Origin of the sequence: Leclercia sp. Colony189 (genome assembly GCF_009740165.1) — a bacterium.
Classification (GTDB): domain Bacteria; phylum Pseudomonadota; class Gammaproteobacteria; order Enterobacterales; family Enterobacteriaceae; genus Enterobacter.
The window spans coordinates 4,114,335-4,130,149 of sequence record NZ_CP046557.1 but is presented as its reverse complement, the minus strand read 5'-3'; the positions used below and the strand labels follow the sequence as shown (position 1 = coordinate 4,130,149).

The window sequence follows — 15,815 nt, the reverse complement described above, 5'->3', positions numbered from 1 at the left end:
CCCCATGATGCCGCTTTCTTCACCCTTACAGCAGCAGTGGCAGACGGTATGTGAGCGTCTGCCGGAAACATTACCCGCCTCGTCATTAAGCGAGCAGGCCAGGCAGGTGCTGGCGTTCAGCGACTTTGTGCAGGAGAGCGTTACGGCACATCCTGACTGGCTGACCGGGCTTGAGGCCGCGCCGCCGCAGGCGGACGAGTGGCAGCACTACGCGCAGTGGTTATGCGACGCGCTGGCAGATGTCGGCGATGAAGCCGCGCTGATGCGCGAGCTGCGCCATTTCCGCCGCCGGGTAATGGTGCGCATCGCCTGGGCGCAGGCGCTGATGCTGGTGAGTGAAGAGAGCACGTTGCAGCAGTTGAGTCACCTTGCGGAGACGCTGATCGTCACCGCCCGCGACTGGCTGTACGACGCCTGCTGTCGTGAATGGGGAACGCCATGCAGTGAGGATGGCACCCCGCAGCCGCTGCTGATTTTAGGGATGGGCAAGCTCGGCGGCGGCGAGCTCAACTTTTCCTCAGACATCGATCTGATCTTCGCCTGGCCGGAGAAGGGTGCCACCCGCGGCGGACGCCGTGAGCTGGACAACGCCCAGTTCTTTACCCGCCTGGGGCAGCGGCTGATTAAGGCCCTGGATCAACCCACCCAGGATGGCTTTGTCTATCGCGTGGATATGCGCCTGCGTCCGTTCGGCGACAGCGGCCCGCTGGTGCTGAGCTTTGCCGCGCTGGAGGACTACTACCAGGAGCAGGGGCGCGACTGGGAGCGCTACGCGATGGTCAAGGCGCGGATCATGGGCGATAACGACGGTGCCTACGCCAGCGAGCTGCGCGCCATGCTGCGCCCGTTCGTGTTCCGTCGCTATATCGATTTCAGCGTCATCCAGTCGCTGCGCAACATGAAAGGGATGATTGCCCGGGAAGTGCGGCGTCGCGGCCTGAAAGACAACATCAAGCTGGGGGCGGGCGGCATCCGCGAGATCGAGTTTATCGTCCAGGTGTTCCAGCTGATCCGCGGCGGGCGCGAGCCGTCGCTGCAATCCCGCTCCCTGCTGCCAACGCTTGCGGCAATTGCACAGCTGAACCTTTTGGCGGAAGGGGATGCGCAGATCCTGCGTGAGGCCTACCTCTTCTTGCGTCGGCTGGAGAACCTGCTGCAGAGCATTAACGACGAACAAACCCAGACCCTGCCGGGGGATGAGCTTAATCGCGCCCGCCTCGCCTGGGGAATGCGCCTGGACGACTGGCAGGCGCTGACCGAGGCGCTGGATGCGCACATGGCCGCGGTGCGGCGGATTTTTAACGACCTGATTGGCGACGATGAGAGCGAATCACAGGATGATGAGCTGTCGGAGCACTGGCGCGAGCTGTGGCAGGATGCGCTGCAGGAGGACGACACTACCCCGGTGCTGGCCCACCTCAGTAATGATGACCGTCACCGGGTGGTGGCGCTGATTGCCGATTTCCGCCTGGAGCTGAACAAGCGCGCCATTGGCCCGCGCGGACGTCAGGTGCTCGATCACCTGATGCCGCACCTGCTCAGCGATGTCTGTTCCCGCGCCGATGCGCCGGTGCCGCTGTCGCGCCTGACCCCGCTGCTCAGCGGGATCATCACCCGCACCACCTATCTGGAGCTGTTAAGCGAGTTCCCTGGCGCGCTAAAGCACCTGATTTCCCTTTGCGCCGCCTCGCCAATGATCGCCAGCAAGCTGGCGCGCTATCCGCTGCTGCTGGACGAGCTGCTCGATCCCAATACCCTTTACCAGCCGACGGCGACCGACGCCTACCGGGACGAGCTGCGCCAGTATCTGCTGCGCGTGCCGGAGGAGGATGAGGAGCAGCAGCTGGAGGCGCTGCGTCAGTTTAAACAGGCGCAGCTGCTGCGTGTGGCTGCCGCCGATATCGCCGGAACGTTGCCGGTGATGAAAGTGAGCGATCACTTAACCTGGCTGGCGGAGGCGATTATTGATGCCGTTGTCCATCAGGCGTGGGTACAGATGGTGGCGCGTTATGGCCAGCCGAAACACCTGGCCGATCGGGAAGGGCGCGGCTTTGCGGTGGTGGGATATGGCAAGCTGGGCGGCTGGGAGCTGGGCTACAGCTCCGATCTGGATCTCATTTTCCTTCACGACTGCCCGGTAGATGTGATGACCGACGGCGAGCGTGAGATCGACGGGCGTCAGTTCTACCTGCGCCTCGCCCAGCGCATCATGCACCTGTTCAGCACCCGCACGTCGTCGGGCATTCTGTATGAAGTGGATGCCCGCCTGCGTCCGTCCGGGGCGGCGGGCATGCTGGTCACCTCCACCGAGTCGTTCGCCGAGTATCAGAAGAACGAAGCCTGGACCTGGGAGCATCAGGCTCTGGTGCGCGCCCGGGTGGTCTATGGCGATCCGCAGCTGAAGGCGCAGTTCGATGCTATCCGGCGCGACGTGCTGACCGCCACGCGTGAAGGCCAGACGCTGCAGACCGAGGTGCGCGAGATGCGTGAAAAAATGCGCGCCCATCTGGGAAATAAACATCGTGATCGCTTTGATATTAAAGCCGACGAAGGCGGTATTACCGACATCGAATTTATCACCCAGTATCTGGTGCTGCGTGACGCCCACGCCAAACCGAAGCTGACCCGCTGGTCGGATAACGTGCGCATTCTGGAACTGCTGGCGCAGAACGACATTATGGATGAGCAGGAGGCGCTGGCGCTCACCCGCGCTTACACCACGCTGCGCGATGAACTGCATCATCTGGCGTTGCAGGAGCAGCCCGGTCATCTGCCGCTCGACTGCTTTAACGCCGAGCGGGAGCTGGTGCGCGCCTGCTGGCAGAAGTGGCTGGTGGAACCGTGCGTAACAAAACAAGTGTGATATTATCGCGCGCAAATTGTGAATCTTTCTGGAGTCAGGAATGAAAGTAACACTGCCAGAGTTTGAACGTGCTGGAGTTATGGTAGTTGGCGATGTGATGCTGGATCGCTACTGGTATGGGCCAACCAGCCGCATTTCCCCGGAAGCCCCGGTCCCGGTGGTGAAGGTGGATACCATTGAAGAGCGTCCTGGCGGCGCGGCAAACGTGGCGATGAACATTGCTTCTCTCGGCGCGCATTCGCGTCTGGTCGGTCTGACCGGCATCGACGATGCGGCGCGGGCGCTGAGCAAGACGCTGGCGGATGTGAACGTTAAATGTGATTTCGTTTCTGTTCCAACGCACCCGACCATTACCAAGCTGCGGGTGCTGTCGCGCAATCAGCAGCTGATCCGCCTCGACTTTGAAGAGGGCTTTGAAGGGGTAGATCCGGAGCCGCTGCACGAGCGCATCAACCAGGCGCTGGGCAACATCGGCGCGCTGGTGCTCTCCGACTACGCCAAAGGGGCGCTGGCGAGCGTCCAGCAGATGATTAAGCTGGCCCGCGCTTCCGGTGTGCCGGTGCTGATCGACCCGAAAGGCACCGATTTCGAACGCTATCGCGGTGCGACGCTGCTGACGCCGAACCTCTCCGAGTTTGAAGCGGTGGCGGGCAAATGCAAAACCGAGGATGAGATCGTTGAGCGCGGCATGAAGATCATCGCCGACTTCGATCTCTCCGCGCTGCTGGTGACCCGTTCCGAGCAGGGGATGACCCTGCTGCAACCGGGCAAAGCGCCGCTGCATATGCCAACCCAGGCGCAGGAAGTGTATGACGTCACCGGTGCGGGCGATACGGTGATTGGCGTGCTGGCGGCGACGCTGGCGGCCGGTAATACCCTTGAAGAGGCCTGCTACTTTGCCAACGCTGCCGCAGGCGTGGTGGTCGGCAAGCTGGGGACCTCAACCGTCTCCCCTATCGAGCTGGAAAACGCGGTGCGTGGCCGTGCTGATACCGGTTTTGGCGTGATGAGTGAAGAAGAGCTGAAAGTGGCCGTTGCCGCCGCGCGTAAGCGTGGTGAGAAAGTGGTAATGACCAACGGCGTGTTCGACATTCTGCACGCGGGCCACGTCTCCTATCTTGCCAACGCGCGCAAGCTGGGCGACCGTCTGATCGTGGCGGTGAACAGCGATGCCTCCACCAAACGTCTGAAAGGTGAAACCCGTCCGGTGAATCCGCTTGAGCAGCGTATGATTGTGCTAGGCGCGCTGGAAGCGGTGGACTGGGTCGTCTCCTTCGAAGAGGATACCCCGCAGCGCCTGATTGCCGGGATCCTGCCGGACCTGCTGGTGAAAGGCGGTGACTACAAGCCTGAGCAAATCGCGGGCAGCGAAGAGGTCTGGGCCAACGGCGGGGAAGTGATGGTGCTCAATTTTGAGGACGGATGTTCAACCACCAACATCATCAAAAAGATCCAGAAAGATAGCGAGAAATAAAAAACGGGCCGAAAGGCCCGTTTTTTTGCCGGGTGGCGGCTTCGCCTTACCCGGCCTACGGTAACCCGTGTGAATTATTCCACGTTGTCTACCGGTGGGATCGCCGGGGCCGGTTTCACTTCATCAACAACAACACCGCGGTTTTCCAGCTCGGTGAGGCGCTGCTCCAGCAGGGCAATCTTTTCGCGGGTGCGCAGCAGAACCTGCGTCTGCACGTCAAATTCTTCACGGCTGACCAGATCCAGACGCATCAGCTGCGCCTGCAGCACCTGGCGGATCTTCTTCTCAACATCATCACCAAACTCACGTACGCCTTTTGGCATGGATTCATGAACCTGGCGGGCAAGTTGTTCAATTTTTTTTGGGTCGATCATCATAGTTCCCTTGAAGTAAAGATGTTTAGAACCATTGTAGCGCGTTACGGGGATCCTTAAACCAGAATTGTGTGAAGCTTATGCGTTGCCGAACATAATCATTAGCGTTATAGTTATCCCGCTTATTCTCAGGGCGGGGCGAAATTCCCCACCGGCGGTAAATCAACACCATGTTGAAAGCCCGCGAGCGCTTTGGGTGCATACTCAAAGGTCAGCAGATCCGGTGTAATTCCGGGGCCGACGGTTAAAGTCCGGATGGGAGAGAGTAACGAACCAGTCGGGCGAGGCCCGCTCACGTTATTTTTTTGCCGTACTCCGGCGCTCCTAAGACTGCCCTGATTCTGGTAACCATAATTTTAATGAGGTTTTTTTACCATGAATCAGACGCTCCTTTCCTCTTTCGGTACCTCTACTGACCGTGTTGAGCAGGCGCTTGCTGCGCTTCGCGAAGGCCGCGGCGTGATGGTGCTTGACGATGAAGACCGCGAAAACGAAGGCGATATGATTTTCGCCGCCGAAACCATGACCGTTGAGCAGATGGCGCTGACCATCCGTCACGGCAGCGGCATTGTTTGCCTGTGTATCACCGAAGATCGCCGTAAACAGCTGGAACTGCCTATGATGGTAGAGAACAACACCAGCGCCTTCGGCACCGGTTTTACCGTCACCATCGAAGCCGCCAGCGGCGTGACCACCGGTGTCTCTGCCGCTGACCGCGTCACCACCGTGCGTGCCGCCATTGCCGACGGTGCAAAACCTTCTGACCTGAACCGTCCGGGCCATGTCTTCCCGCTGCGCGCGCAGCCGGGCGGCGTGTTGACTCGCGGCGGCCACACCGAAGCCACTATCGATCTGGTAACGCTGGCCGGTTTCAAACCCGCCGGTGTCCTGTGTGAACTGACCAATGATGATGGCTCTATGGCCCGCGCGCCGGAGTGCATTGACTTCGCGGTGAAACACAACATGGCGGTGGTTACCATTGAAGATCTGGTGGCGTATCGCCAGGCGCACGAGCGCAAAGCCAGCTGATAACGCAGCATAAAAAACGCCGGGTTAACCCGGCGTTTTTTTTACCCTATTCCTGCCGTCTGGAGCAGCACCAGACTGAGCCCCATTACCGACATCCCGCACAGCACGCCGTAGCTGGGATTGTTATTGGGATCGATCTCTTTGGCGAGCGGCATCAGCTCATCCACCGACAGCGCCACCATAATGCCCGCCACTGCCGCCATAATCGCCGCCATCACCACCGGCGATATCAGGCTGCCGAGGATCAGCCACGCCAGTACGCCGCCTGCAATCTCCGCCATGCCGGAAATACCCGCCCAGAAGACCGCTTTACGTTTTGAACCGGTGGCCGCATAGACCGGGCCTGCGACCGCGAGCCCCTCCGGGATATTGTGCAACGCCACCGCCAGCGCAATACCGAATCCTAACTCCAGGTTGTTACTGGCGGTCACATAGGTCGCAACGCCTTCCGGGAAGTTGTGCAGGCTGATGCCCAGGGTCAGCAGCAGCGCAGTACGTCGCAGGTTGCGGGGCAGCGGCTGACTCCCTTTCTGCATCAGATCCTGCGGGTGCGCGTGGGGCAGCATTCTGTCCAGCGCAAAGTAGCCCAGCAGGCCAAAAACAAACATCCCGTAGCCGAGCACCGGCGACATCCCTTCGGTGCCGAGTGCCGCGGGCAGCATCTCCATCAGGGAGATGAGCAACATGATCCCGGCGGCAAAGCCGAGCGAAAATGCCAGCACGCGGTTCGAGGGCTTCTGGCCCAGCACGCCGAGCAGGGCGCCGATAAAGGTGGCGCCGCCTGCGAGAATCGTCAGAATCAGAGGAACTGACATTCACCTCTCCTTATGATAATGATTATCATTCATATTAAAGGCTAAACGCGCGTAAAGCGAGCGGGTATAATCGCCTTTACAGATCCCTTACATTCAAATTTCCTGATGATCTTCATCATGGTTATCAGAGTTCATCTTATCCTGTTAACGGGTAAGGTAAAGCTATCAAATCGACAGCTTGTGTAAGGATATCATCATGACATCTTCTCGTATGCCAGCACTGTTTTTGGGCCACGGTAGCCCCATGAACGCGCTGGAGGATAACGTCTATACCCGCGCCTGGCGTCATCTGGGAGAAACGTTGCCGCGTCCGAAAGCGATCGTGGTGATTTCTGCACACTGGTTTACCCGTGGCACCGGTGTTACCGCGATGGAAACGCCGAAAACGATCCATGATTTTGGCGGCTTCCCGCAGGCGCTGTACGACACGCACTATCCGGCACCGGGATCACCGGCCCTGGCGCAGCGGCTGGTAGAGCTGCTGTCGCCTCTCCCGGTCATCCTTGATAAAGAGGCGTGGGGCTTTGACCACGGCTCCTGGGGCGTGCTGATCAAGATGTACCCGGATGCCGACATCCCGATGGTGCAGCTGAGCATCGACAGTACCAAACCGGCGGCGTGGCACCTTGAGATGGGCCGTAAGCTCGCCGCGCTCCGTGACGAGGGCATCATGCTGGTAGCCAGCGGTAACGTGGTGCATAACCTGCGCACAGCCCGCTGGCATAGAGAAAACACGCCCTATCCGTGGGCAACGTCGTTTAACGATTACGTGAAAGCAAACCTGACCTGGCAGGGGCCGGCTGAAGAACATCCCCTGGTGAACTATCTGGCGCATGAAGGCGGCTCGCTCTCAAACCCGACGGCGGAACATTTCCTGCCGCTGCTCTATGTCCTGGGCGCGTGGGATGGTCAGGAGCCCGTTTCCACACCGGTGGACGGCATTGAGATGGGCAGCTTGAGTATGTTGTCGGTGCAGGTGGGGTAAAGCGCCCGGTGGCGCTGCGCTTACCGGGCCTGCGGAGTGATGTAGGCCGGATAAGGCGAAGCCGCCACCCGGCACCACAGGCTACTCCACGAAGATATGCGGATAGAACCGCGACAGATCCTGGGTGATCAACGCCCGATCTTCACGAATACCAATCCCGGCTGGCTGATCGTTGATCAGCCAGCTGCCGATCAGCATGTAGCTGTCGCCATACTTCGGTAACTGACAGAACTGCTGGACGATCATCCCTTCTTCGCCATACGGACCTTCTACCGCTTCCACGGTGTTACCGTTTTCGATAATCGATACGTTGGCGCCTTCGCGGGAGAAAATCGGCTTTTTGACATACTTCTCCATCTGCGGATAGTCATCTTCCGCGAAGTAAGCGGGCAGCAGGTTTGGATGGTGCGGGAACATCTCCCACAGCAGCGGTAACAGCGCTTTGTTGGAGATAATGCTCTTCCAGGCCGGCTCCAGCCAGCGCACGCCAGCATCTTCCAGCTTGGTAGAGAAGACTTCGCGCAGCATGTATTCCCACGGATAGAGCTTGAACAGGTTACTGATTACCTGGTCCTGCAGATCGGTGAACTGGCCTTTTTCACCCAGCCCGATATCTTCCATGTAGAGAAATTCGTTGGCAACATCCGCTTCTGCGGCGCAGTCCTGCAGGTACTGTACCGTGCCGCGATCTTCGACCGTGTCACGACAGCAGGCAAAGTGCAGCAGGTTGAAGCCGTGCTGTTCGCGCAGTTCAGCGAAACGCGCGATCAGCTTTTCCTGCAAGCTGTTGAACTGGTCACTGCCTTCCGGCAGATGGCCTGCGTTCTGCTGATCTTCCAGCCAGATCCACTGGAAGAAGGCCGCTTCATACAGGGAGGTTGGTGTATCGGCGTTGTTCTCAAGCAGCTTCGGCTCGCCGGTGCCATCCCACGCCAGATCGAGGCGGGAGTAGAGCGACGGCTGATGGGTCAGCCATGACTGACGCACAAAGCCCCAGGTGTGCTTCGGAATGCGGAATTTAGTCAGCAGCTCATCGCTGGCGATCACCTTCTCCACCACCTTCAGGCACATCTGATGCAGCTCCGCCGTCACCTCTTCCAGTTTTTCAACCTGGGCGAGGGTCAGCTTGTAGTAGGCATCTTCACACCAGTACGGCTCGCCGTACATGGTGTGGAAGTTGAAACCATATTCGGTGGCTTTTTCGCGCCAGTCCGGGCGCTCAACAATACTGACTCGTTCCATTATCAGCCGCCCATTGAGCGCGTTGAGGTGCCGGTCGCGCTGCGTTGCATGGTGTTCTGTTTGGCAACAGATTCACCAAAGCCGCCGCGGGTAACGGTGCTGGTGGTCGCCGGTTTAGGCGCCATAGCGGTTTTCGGAACGGTCATGGTGCGGCCTGGCTGGGCAGCACCGTAACCTTTGCCGTTGGCATCGGTATACTGGCCGTAAGCCGGGCTGGCCGGGTTTTTAGAGCTGAACAGCGGTTGCTGCTGATAACCCGCGCCGCCGCTCATCAGTCGGCCCATCATGTAACCGGCCATCAACGGCATCCAGAAACTGCCGCTGGATTGCGCCTGCGCCTGGTTTTCTGGCGCCGTGCCCGCCTGAGCCGGAGCAGGCGCCTGCTGACACTGACCTTCGCCAAATTCCGCCACGCAGTCTTCACGGCTGGCATATTTCGGCGCGGTACGTTCGGCCTCTTTCAGGGCATTGTTGTAGGCGGTAGTACACTCTGCCTTGTTGCCGGTGGCGGAGGCACAGTCATCGGCATTCTGGTAGAGCGAAACCGTTTCGTCGCTTTGCTCACAGCCTGCCAGCATAAACACGGCGCCCAGCGCCAGGGCGACAGGAGTGAGGTGACGCGCGTTCCAGCTTTTGCGGAACGTGGCGTGATTAATGGATTTTGTCCGTTTCATGATCGTCTTCCAGGACCCAGTGATAAAACACAGAAAATAACGCTCAGAATAGAGGATGAGTGGTGGAAATTGAAGCGATGGGGGCGAAACTGGGGGATCTTTACGTTGGCTTACGTTTTTTTGTCGGGCAGCGCGATAATACCCGGCCAGGATAGCCCTGGCCGGATGACATCATTAGTTGCTGGTGGTACGCGCAGCGGCGGCGGTTAAGCCATCAGCAGAGGCAGCCTGCTGTGGATTTTCCGGGGCCACAACCTCTGGGGTAGTGGAGATAGGTTTACCCAGAGCGCCGTTCAGCGCCAGCAGATCCTGCTCGTTCAACGTACCCAGCGCTTGCTTGATGTTCAGCTGGTTAATCAGGTAGTTATAACGGGCATTGGAGAGCTGTTGTTTGGCGTTATAGAGCGTGGTGGTCGCGTCCAGCACGTCAACAATGGTACGGGTACCGACCGCGTAACCCGCTTCTGACGCATCCAGCGAGCTCTGAGCAGACACTACGGCCTGTTTATAGGCATTGATGCTGCTGACAGAGGCATTCACGTTGTTGAAGGAGGAACGCACGGTCTGCACAACGCTGCGGTGCGCACTTTCAAGCTGCTCGCTGGCACCGACAAAGTTGTACTGCGCCTGTTTGACCTGCGAATTGACCTGGCCGCCCTGATAGATTGGCAGAGAGAAGTTCAGGCCGATTTTATTCTGGCCAACGTCGCTGTCGTTGTACTGGGCTCCGCTGGTTCGTGAACCACTGTAGCTGGTGTTTGACACCCCGGTAGAGGCGCTCAGGCTCAGGGTTGGCAGATGGCCATCCTGTGCCAGGCGGATCTGCTCGCGGGCCAGATCCTGGTTCAGGCGGGCCTGCAGCAGGCTCAGGTTACGGTTTTCAGCTTCTTTCAGCAGGGCATTCACCGCCTGCGGCTTTTCGGCTTTGAAGCGATCAACGTTCAGGGAAGCCAGCTGTGGGTAATAGTTACCGGTGACCTGACGCAGCTGTTCAACGGCGTTATCCAGGTCGTTACGCGCGGTCACTTCGTTCGCCAGTACGCTGTCGTATTGTGAACGGGCGTTCTGCACGTCGGTGATGGCGACCAGGCCCACGTTAAAACGCTGGGTGGTCTGATCGAGCTGACGGTAGATAGCTTGTTTTTGCGCTTCAATATAGGAGAGCGTATCGATAGCGCTCAGCACTCTGAAGTAGGCGGTGGCCGTGTTCAGGATCAGGGTCTGCTGGTCGGTCTGATAGGTCACATCCTGAATACCGGCAGATTTCTCCTGCAGGCTCAGGGTACGCCATTTAGACATATCAAACAGCGTCTGGGTCAACTGGAGTGAACCGCTGGTGACGTTGGAGTCGATGCCGTTAGCATCACGGTAACCGTTGTTATAGGTATAGTCTGCACCTAAACCCAGCTGTGGTAATAATGGGCTGCGTGCTTCATTAATTTTTTCAAATGCAGCATCACGATCGGCGGCGGATTTACGCAGTTCCGGATTACTCAGACGTGCCTGCTTATAAACCTGTATCAGGTCCTCTGCCTGACTCACCGCGCTGAAACCCGTCAGGCTCAGGCCGATGAGGATGGGGAGCAATTTCTTCATTTGCTTTCCTTGTTGTGAAGCTTAGTTAGCGCTGATCTAATTTAAAAAATATCTACCGATTCTAGCAGACTTCGCCACTGCAAAAGGTTGGCGTTCCGTGCCATGCGGCAGTAACTTGCACCAATTTACCATACTGTTGTAGAAACCGCATTTTAGCAGAATTGAATTTCACCTTAACGCCACCATTTATACCAGGATGCAAACATGGATAAACCAGAGAAGTTGCCAGTGACTTTTACAAAAAACGATGTAGAAATTATTGCACGAGAAACGCTCTACAGCGGATTTTTTTCACTGGAATTATACCGTTTTCGGCATCGTCTGTTTAACGGCGAAATGAGTGGCGAAGTGCGGCGCGAAATTTTTGAGCGCGGGCATGCTGCAGTCTTGCTACCCTTTGACCCAGTGCGTGATGAAGTGGTACTGGTAGAGCAGATTCGCATTGCCGCGCTGGATACCAGCGAAAGCCCGTGGCTGCTGGAGATGGTGGCCGGGATGGTTGAAGCAGGCGAGACCCCGGATGAGGTTGCCCGTCGCGAGGCGATGGAAGAGGCCGGGCTGATGGTTGGGCGTACAAAACCGATTTCGAATTATCTGGCAAGCCCTGGCGGCACCAGCGAGCGTTTATCGGTTCTGGTAGGCGAAGTGGACGCCACGACCGCGCAAGGGATTCACGGTCTGGTTGATGAAAACGAAGATATTCGTGTTCATGTGGTAAGTCGGGAGCAGGCTTATCAATGGGTAGAAGAGGGGAAAATCGACAACGCGGCGTCTGTCATCGCTTTGCAATGGCTACAGCTGCACTATCAGGAATTAATAAACGAGTGGAAAAAATGAAGCGTTATACACCTGACTTCCCTGAAATGATGCGCCTGTGCGAAACCAACTTCGCCCAGTTGCGCCGTTTGCTGCCGCGTAATGACGCGCCCGGCGAAACAGTGAGCTATCAGGTGAGCAACGCGCAGTATCGGTTAACGATTACGGAATCAACCCGTTACACTACGCTGGTGGAGATTGAACAAACGGCACCTTCCATCAGCTACTGGAGCCTGCCGTCGATGACGGTGCGGCTGTACCATGACGCGATGGTCGCTGAAGTGTGTTCAAGTCAGCAGATCTTCCGCTTCAAAGCGCGTTATGATTACCCAAATAAAAAGTTGCATCAACGTGACGAAAAGCATCAAATTAATCAGTTTCTGGCTGATTGGCTAAGATACTGTTTAGCACATGGAGCGATGGCGATTCCGGTTTGTTAGCGTCGTGAAACCTACCTAAGGACACCATTTGGAAAGCCTGTTGAACCTGACTGTTGCTGGTGGGGCGCCAGTCAGGGTATTACAAATTACCGATACTCACCTGTTTGCCAATAAGCATGAAACCCTGTTAGGTGTGAATACCTGGGAGAGTTATCAGGCTGTTCTGGAAGCCATTCATGGCCAGAAGCGCGAATGCGATTTGATAGTCGCAACGGGCGATTTGGCGCAGGACCAAACCGCCGCGGCTTATCAGCATTTCGCTGAAGGTACCGCGAGCTTTCACGCGCCCTGCGTCTGGTTACCGGGAAACCACGATTTTCAACCTGCGATGTACAGCGCACTTCAGGATTCAGGCATTTCGCCCGCTAAACGGGTCTACGCCGGCGACCACTGGCAGATTCTGCTGCTCGACAGTCAGGTCTTCGGCGTGCCGCACGGTGAGCTGAGCGATTTTCAGCTGGAGTGGCTGGAAGCGAAACTGGCGGCTGAGCCGGAGCGCAACACCCTGCTTTTACTGCATCATCATCCGCTGCCGGCAGGATGTAGCTGGCTCGATCAGCACAGTCTGCGCAACTCCGCCGCCCTGGATCAGGTGCTGGAAAAATTCCCGCGGGTGAAGCACTTGCTCTGCGGGCATATCCATCAGGAGCAGGATCTCGACTGGAACGGTCGTCGCCTGCTGGCTACGCCTTCTACCTGCGTGCAGTTCAAACCGCATTGCGCGAACTTCACGTTAGATACCATTGCGCCAGGCTGGCGCTGGCTGGAACTGCATGCCGACGGCTCGTTGACCACCGAAGTCTGCCGCCTGGAAGGCACCCGGTTCCGCCCGGATACCGCTTCAGAAGGCTACTGATGTCTGCGCTCCTTTATCTGCACGGGTTCAACAGCTCCCCGCGCTCGGCAAAAGCGACGCTGTTTCGCCAATGGCTGGAGGTTCATCATCCCGACGTCGAGATGATCGTCCCGCAATTGCCGCCGTACCCGGCTGACGCTGCCGAGATGCTGGAGACCATCGTCATGGCGCACGGCGGCGAGCCTTTCGGTGTGGTGGGCTCTTCCCTTGGTGGCTACTACGCCACCTGGCTCTCTCAGTGCTTTATGCTGCCCGCCGTGGTGGTGAACCCAGCGGTGCGGCCTTTTGAGCTGCTGGTGGGCTATCTTGGGCACAACGAGAACCCCTACACCGGACAGCAATATGTGCTAGAGTCTCGCCATATTTACGACCTCAAAGTGATGCAGATTGATCCGCTGGAAGCGCCAGATCTTATCTGGCTGCTGCAACAGACGGGTGATGAAGTGCTGGATTACCGCCAGGCAGTGGCGTATTACGCCTCCTGCCGCCAGACTGTAGAAGAGGGTGGCAACCACGCTTTCACGGGCTTTGAGGATCATTTCACCCAGATTGTCGATTTTCTCGGTCTGCACAGCCTCTGACAATCGCTGCGAATTGCTAGTTTAAATCATGACGCAAACCTATAACGCTGATGCCATTGAGGTACTCACCGGGCTTGAGCCGGTTCGCCGCCGTCCGGGGATGTATACCGATACCACGCGCCCAAACCATCTGGGCCAGGAAGTAATTGATAACAGCGTCGACGAAGCGCTGGCGGGTCATGCCAGACGCGTTGACGTTATTCTGCATGCCGACCAGTCGCTGGAAGTGATCGACGACGGGCGCGGCATGCCTGTCGATATCCACCCGGAAGAGGGTGTGCCGGCGGTTGAACTGATCCTCTGCCGCCTGCACGCGGGCGGTAAGTTCTCCAATAAAAATTACCAGTTCTCAGGCGGTCTGCACGGAGTAGGTATCTCCGTGGTGAACGCCCTGTCCAAACGCGTTGAAGTGACCGTTAAGCGCGACGGCCAGGTCTACAACATCGCCTTTGAGAACGGCGATAAAGTGCAGGATTTGCAGGTGATCGGTACCTGCGCGAAACGCAATACCGGTACCAGCGTCCACTTCTGGCCGGACGAGAGCTTCTTCGACAGCCCGCGTTTCTCGGTCTCACGCTTAACGCACATCCTGAAAGCGAAAGCGGTGCTCTGCCCTGGGGTAGAAATTACCTTCAAGGATGAGGTCAACAACAGCGAGCAGCGCTGGTGCTACCAGGATGGTCTGAATGATTACCTGGGCGAAGCGGTTAACGGCCTGCCAACCCTGCCGGAAAAACCGTTTATCGGTAATTTTGCCGGTGATACGGAAGCGGTGGACTGGGCGCTGCTGTGGCTGCCGGAAGGCGGCGAGCTGCTGACTGAAAGCTACGTTAACCTGATCCCGACCATGCAGGGCGGCACGCACGTGAACGGCCTGCGCCAGGGGCTGCTGGACGCGATGCGTGAGTTCTGCGAATACCGCAACATCCTGCCGCGCGGCGTGAAGCTGTCGGCGGAAGATATCTGGGAGCGCTGCGCCTACGTCCTCTCCGTGAAGATGCAGGATCCGCAGTTTGCCGGTCAGACTAAAGAGCGGCTCTCTTCACGCCAGTGCGCGGCGTTTGTCTCCGGCGTGGTGAAAGATGCCTTCAGCCTGTGGCTGAACCAGAACGTGCAGGCCGCAGAAATGCTGGCCGAAATGGCGATCTCCAGCGCCCAGCGCCGTCTGCGCGCGGCGAAGAAAGTGGTGCGTAAAAAGCTCACCAGCGGCCCTGCGCTGCCGGGCAAGCTGGCGGACTGTACCGCACAGGATCTGAACCGCACCGAGCTGTTCCTCGTGGAAGGGGACTCTGCGGGTGGGTCGGCCAAGCAGGCGCGCGACCGTGAATATCAGGCGATCATGCCGCTGAAGGGTAAGATCCTTAACACCTGGGAAGTCTCTTCCGATGAGGTGCTGGCGTCGCAGGAGGTGCATGACATCTCGGTGGCGATCGGTATTGATCCGGACAGCGAAGATCTCAGCCAGCTGCGTTACGGCAAGATCTGTATCCTTGCGGATGCGGACTCCGATGGTCTGCACATCGCCACCCTGCTGTGCGCGCTCTTTGTGAAGCATTTCCGCACGCTGGTGAAAAACGGCCATGTCTATGTGGCACTCCCGCCGTTGTACCGTATCGATCTCGGTAAAGAGGTCTATTACGCCCTGACGGAAGAAGAGAAAGCGGGCGTGCTGGAGCAGCTTAAACGCAAGAAGGGCAAACCTAACGTGCAGCGCTTTAAAGGGCTGGGCGAGATGAACCCGTTGCAGCTGCGTGAAACCACGCTCGATCCGAATACCCGCCGTCTGGTGCAGCTCACCATCAGCGATGAAGATGAGCAGCAGACCACTGCGGTGATGGATATGCTGCTGGCCAAGAAGCGCTCGGAAGACCGCCGCAACTGGCTGCAGGAGAAGGGCGACCTGGCAGATATCGAGGGTTGATGGCATTACCGTACTGACCTCACTGCGGATGCAGATCGCTGCTCAGAGCCTCTCCCGTAGCGATCGCTGACCAGCGAGGCCTCTTTTCATAAGGCCTTTATCCGCCGCGTTAGCTGCTGAATAACGCAAACGGGTAAAGGCCCAGGAAA

The 15,815-nt window shown here is 58.0% G+C and carries 14 protein-coding genes and 1 riboswitch; of the genes, 9 read left to right on the top strand and 5 right to left on the bottom strand.

The annotated features are described in order from the left end of the window. Window positions 1-4 precede the first annotated feature (4 nt). Both glnE and hldE read left to right on the top strand, forming a co-directional pair. Window positions 5-2,863 (top strand): bifunctional [glutamate--ammonia ligase]-adenylyl-L-tyrosine phosphorylase/[glutamate--ammonia-ligase] adenylyltransferase, encoded by a 2,859-nt coding sequence (gene glnE / locus GNG29_RS19620; protein ID WP_156655239.1) that lies wholly within the window; start codon window positions 5-7, stop codon window positions 2,861-2,863. Between the two features lie 40 nt (window positions 2,864-2,903). Further along, window positions 2,904-4,337 carry a bifunctional D-glycero-beta-D-manno-heptose-7-phosphate kinase/D-glycero-beta-D-manno-heptose 1-phosphate adenylyltransferase HldE gene (gene hldE / locus GNG29_RS19615; RefSeq protein ID WP_103176996.1) on the top strand — a complete coding sequence of 478 codons (1,434 nt, stop codon included), beginning with the start codon at window positions 2,904-2,906 and terminating at the stop codon, window positions 4,335-4,337. Between the two features lie 74 nt (window positions 4,338-4,411). Here hldE and ubiK read toward each other — a convergent pair whose 3' ends face one another. Further along, on the bottom strand, window positions 4,412-4,711 hold the full coding sequence (gene ubiK / locus GNG29_RS19610; RefSeq protein WP_103176995.1) for a ubiquinone biosynthesis accessory factor UbiK: 300 nt from the start codon (window positions 4,709-4,711) through the stop codon (window positions 4,412-4,414). A gap of 120 nt (window positions 4,712-4,831) precedes the next feature. Further along, window positions 4,832-4,982: riboswitch (FMN riboswitch) on the top strand. Window positions 4,983-5,086: 104 nt separating this feature from the next. On the opposite strand from ubiK, the gene ribB reads away from it, so the two are divergent. Next, window positions 5,087-5,740, top strand: a complete 654-nt coding sequence (gene ribB, locus GNG29_RS19605) for a 3,4-dihydroxy-2-butanone-4-phosphate synthase (protein ID WP_103176994.1) — start codon at window positions 5,087-5,089, stop codon at window positions 5,738-5,740. A gap of 41 nt (window positions 5,741-5,781) precedes the next feature. On the opposite strand, the gene zupT is transcribed toward ribB, so the two are convergent. Further along, the gene (gene zupT / locus GNG29_RS19600) at window positions 5,782-6,555 is read right to left on the bottom strand and encodes a zinc transporter ZupT (RefSeq protein WP_156655238.1); all 774 of its coding nucleotides are present in this window, start codon (window positions 6,553-6,555) and stop codon (window positions 5,782-5,784) included. Between the two features lie 196 nt (window positions 6,556-6,751). Between zupT and ygiD the strand changes: the two genes are divergently transcribed. Beyond that, window positions 6,752-7,540, top strand: a complete 789-nt coding sequence (gene ygiD, locus GNG29_RS19595) for a 4,5-DOPA dioxygenase extradiol (RefSeq protein WP_156655237.1) — start codon at window positions 6,752-6,754, stop codon at window positions 7,538-7,540. Between the two features lie 81 nt (window positions 7,541-7,621). On the opposite strand, the gene GNG29_RS19590 is transcribed toward ygiD, so the two are convergent. The 3 genes from GNG29_RS19590 to tolC form a co-directional block, all read right to left on the bottom strand. After that, entirely contained in the window at window positions 7,622-8,782 is a 1,161-nt protein-coding gene (locus GNG29_RS19590) for a glutathionylspermidine synthase family protein (RefSeq protein ID WP_156655236.1), read from the bottom strand. A gap of 2 nt (window positions 8,783-8,784) precedes the next feature. After that, window positions 8,785-9,456 (bottom strand): DUF1190 family protein, encoded by a 672-nt coding sequence (locus tag GNG29_RS19585; protein WP_156655235.1) that lies wholly within the window; start codon window positions 9,454-9,456, stop codon window positions 8,785-8,787. 174 nt (window positions 9,457-9,630) lie between these two features. Beyond that, window positions 9,631-11,052, bottom strand: a complete 1,422-nt coding sequence (gene tolC, locus GNG29_RS19580; RefSeq protein ID WP_156655234.1) for an outer membrane channel protein TolC — start codon at window positions 11,050-11,052, stop codon at window positions 9,631-9,633. 204 nt (window positions 11,053-11,256) lie between these two features. On the opposite strand from tolC, the gene nudF reads away from it, so the two are divergent. Genes nudF through parE form a run of 5 tightly spaced genes read left to right on the top strand, consistent with a single transcriptional unit; the run spans window position 11,257 to window position 15,666 of the window. After that, complete coding sequence (gene nudF, locus GNG29_RS19575; RefSeq protein ID WP_103176988.1) at window positions 11,257-11,889, top strand: ADP-ribose diphosphatase; 633 nt, start codon at window positions 11,257-11,259, stop codon at window positions 11,887-11,889. After that, window positions 11,886-12,308 (top strand): DUF1249 family protein, encoded by a 423-nt coding sequence (locus GNG29_RS19570; protein ID WP_003862516.1) that lies wholly within the window; start codon window positions 11,886-11,888, stop codon window positions 12,306-12,308. Before nudF ends, GNG29_RS19570 begins: the two co-directional genes overlap by 4 nt. A 28-nt stretch (window positions 12,309-12,336) precedes the next feature. Next, the gene (cpdA, locus tag GNG29_RS19565; protein ID WP_103176987.1) at window positions 12,337-13,164 is read left to right on the top strand and encodes a 3',5'-cyclic-AMP phosphodiesterase; all 828 of its coding nucleotides are present in this window, start codon (window positions 12,337-12,339) and stop codon (window positions 13,162-13,164) included. After that, window positions 13,164-13,745 carry an esterase YqiA gene (yqiA, locus tag GNG29_RS19560; RefSeq protein ID WP_103176986.1) on the top strand — a complete coding sequence of 194 codons (582 nt, stop codon included), beginning with the start codon at window positions 13,164-13,166 and terminating at the stop codon, window positions 13,743-13,745. The genes cpdA and yqiA overlap by 1 nt, the downstream gene beginning before the upstream one ends. A gap of 28 nt (window positions 13,746-13,773) precedes the next feature. Then, on the top strand, window positions 13,774-15,666 hold the full coding sequence (parE, locus tag GNG29_RS19555; protein ID WP_103176985.1) for a DNA topoisomerase IV subunit B: 1,893 nt from the start codon (window positions 13,774-13,776) through the stop codon (window positions 15,664-15,666). The last annotated feature ends 149 nt before the right edge of the window (window positions 15,667-15,815 follow it).

Coding starts and splice junctions, on each gene's coding strand:
- GNG29_RS19585 (WP_156655235.1), bottom strand. CDS start 9,456: ATGAAACGGACAAAATCCATTAATCACGCCACGTTCCGCAAAAGCTGG.
- GNG29_RS19590 (WP_156655236.1), bottom strand. CDS start 8,782: ATGGAACGAGTCAGTATTGTTGAGCGCCCGGACTGGCGCGAAAAAGCC.
- nudF (WP_103176988.1), top strand. CDS start 11,257: ATGGATAAACCAGAGAAGTTGCCAGTGACTTTTACAAAAAACGATGTA.
- tolC (WP_156655234.1), bottom strand. CDS start 11,052: ATGAAGAAATTGCTCCCCATCCTCATCGGCCTGAGCCTGACGGGTTTC.
- yqiA (WP_103176986.1), top strand. CDS start 13,164: ATGTCTGCGCTCCTTTATCTGCACGGGTTCAACAGCTCCCCGCGCTCG.
- ubiK (WP_103176995.1), bottom strand. CDS start 4,711: ATGATCGACCCAAAAAAAATTGAACAACTTGCCCGCCAGGTTCATGAA.
- glnE (WP_156655239.1), top strand. CDS start 5: ATGATGCCGCTTTCTTCACCCTTACAGCAGCAGTGGCAGACGGTATGT.
- GNG29_RS19570 (WP_003862516.1), top strand. CDS start 11,886: ATGAAGCGTTATACACCTGACTTCCCTGAAATGATGCGCCTGTGCGAA.
- zupT (WP_156655238.1), bottom strand. CDS start 6,555: ATGTCAGTTCCTCTGATTCTGACGATTCTCGCAGGCGGCGCCACCTTT.
- ribB (WP_103176994.1), top strand. CDS start 5,087: ATGAATCAGACGCTCCTTTCCTCTTTCGGTACCTCTACTGACCGTGTT.
- parE (WP_103176985.1), top strand. CDS start 13,774: ATGACGCAAACCTATAACGCTGATGCCATTGAGGTACTCACCGGGCTT.
- hldE (WP_103176996.1), top strand. CDS start 2,904: ATGAAAGTAACACTGCCAGAGTTTGAACGTGCTGGAGTTATGGTAGTT.
- ygiD (WP_156655237.1), top strand. CDS start 6,752: ATGACATCTTCTCGTATGCCAGCACTGTTTTTGGGCCACGGTAGCCCC.